Here is a 1,862-nt window from a genome sequence, read left to right as displayed (position 1 = left end):
GCCGAACTGACAATGACGCTCTCTGAATTGTGTGAGGAACTGGCAGGCTTGGAGCTGGTTCATGCCTTGGAAACGGAACGATCAGTGATTGAGGGTCGATTACACCATGGCCATGATGCGGTCATTCAGATTTTGGCTGTTAAACCCTAAGAGAAAAACCATGGAATTCACCCCAGAAGCCTACAAACTGATTTTTTGGGATTTCGACGGCGTTATCAAAGATTCAGTGCCCTTAAAAACAGAGGCTTTTGATCAACTTTTCCGTAAATACGGTGAAGATGTTCGCAAATACGTTCGAGAATATCACTTACTGCACGGTGGAGTTTCTCGTCACATCAAGATTCCGCATTATTTTCGTACACTGCTGGATCAGGAACTGAGCGAAGAAGAAAATTTAGAGTATTGTCAGCGTTATGCAGATTCTGTGATCGAGGGGGTGATTGCTTGCGCTTGGATTGAAGGGGTTCGTGAATTCCTGAACTCGAATCCTCATGAGCAACAGCACATGATCGTGACAGGAACCCCTCAGGATGAGATGAAGCACATTCTGAAAGCGATTGATTTAGTAAGTCCCTTCTCCAAGGTGTTTGGTGCACCCCATACGAAGCCGGAGGTGCTAGCGCAGATGTTGGCAGAAACGAAAATGGAACCCGAAGAATGTTTGATGATCGGGGATTCAATAACTGATCATGCTGCTGCTGTCGAGAATCAGGTGCCGTTCTTGCTGCGGGAGAATGATGAAAATCGAGAGCACTTTGCTTTTTTCGACGGACCGAAAGTGTCCAACTTTTTGCATTGGCTTCGATGATTGCTCTAAAACATCCTTAGTTCTGGCCTGAATTCGTAATAATTTGGACCGGATTTGGTTGTCAAGCAAATGAAAATACGCTAGATTTTGAGTTAGATCTCAATGGGGGTTCCCCCCTATTTTTTCACTACTCCTTGCCAAAGGAAACTGATGCTGAACTTTAACACTGCTCAGGAAGCCAGTTTCGGTCGGGTCACGGTTGAATCCGTTTCCCTCGAAGATAGGCTGGTATTCATCAAGAAGGTATACACCTTGTTGGCCGCATCCATGGTGACAGCCGCTATTGGTGCATATTTAGGAACTGGCCCCTTGTTACCAATTGTCGCCTCCAACAGAATGATTTTATTCGTTCTGATGATTGGCCTGATCTTTTTTGCTCAGTTTGCCCGTCACAAGCCTGGGCTGAACATGATTGCCCTGTTCAGTTTCACCACAGTTTCGGGCCTAACACTTGGGCCATTGCTTTATGCAGTTGGACCGAGTATCGCCACCCAGGCTTTTGCGCTGACTGCGATCACCTTCGGTGGTTTGACGATGTACGTGGTCTTCTCCAAGAAGGATTTCAGCTTTATGTCTGGATTCCTCATGGTTGGATTGATCACGATCGTGATTGGTAGCTTGTTGAACATGTTCTTGTTCCAGAGCCCAATGATGCACTTTATGATGTCAGGTGTCGGGGTGATCCTTTTTAGTGGATTCATCTTGTACGACACATCAAACATCATGCGTAACTACGCGACAGATGAGTACATCTCCGCAACGTTGGCTCTCTACCTAGACATCCTGAACCTCTTTACTGCGCTATTGAGCATTCTGGGACTTTCCAGAGACTAGTAGAATTGTATGCGATGGCTGTTCTGGGGAATCCTGCTAATCGGATTACCTCTTGGCGCACTGGGTGCGGCATATACGATCTTGGTTCCTATGGCCAAGGAGTTTGTAGCCGAGTTTGAAACTGCCATCGCCCGCTCTCCCTCTAACACCGTTTTGTATGATCAAAACGGTGTTCCCTTCTACACTCTCCGTGGTCTTGAAAATCGAATCCAGGTGTCAG

Annotated in this window: 4 protein-coding genes; all 4 read left to right on the top strand. The window is 46.6% G+C overall.

The features are described 5' to 3' along the window. On the top strand, positions 1-150 hold a 150-nt coding region (locus tag P8O70_00020), incomplete at its 5' end, for an SAM-dependent methyltransferase (GenBank protein ID MDG2195272.1). A 10-nt stretch (positions 151-160) separates the two neighbouring features. Further along, on the top strand, positions 161-808 hold the full coding sequence (locus P8O70_00015; protein MDG2195271.1) for an HAD-IA family hydrolase: 648 nt from the start codon (positions 161-163) through the stop codon (positions 806-808). A gap of 150 nt (positions 809-958) precedes the next feature. After that, positions 959-1,642 (top strand): Bax inhibitor-1/YccA family protein, encoded by a 684-nt coding sequence (locus P8O70_00010; GenBank protein ID MDG2195270.1) that lies wholly within the window; start codon positions 959-961, stop codon positions 1,640-1,642. A 9-nt stretch (positions 1,643-1,651) separates the two neighbouring features. Then, positions 1,652-1,862 (top strand): hypothetical protein (locus P8O70_00005; protein MDG2195269.1); only part of this gene is annotated, 211 nt, incomplete at its 3' end.

Source organism: SAR324 cluster bacterium (assembly GCA_029245725.1).
Lineage (GTDB): Bacteria > SAR324 > SAR324 > SAR324 > NAC60-12 > JCVI-SCAAA005.
Note: the sequence above shows the minus strand (reverse complement) of the source record. Positions and strands in the feature narration are given on the sequence as shown.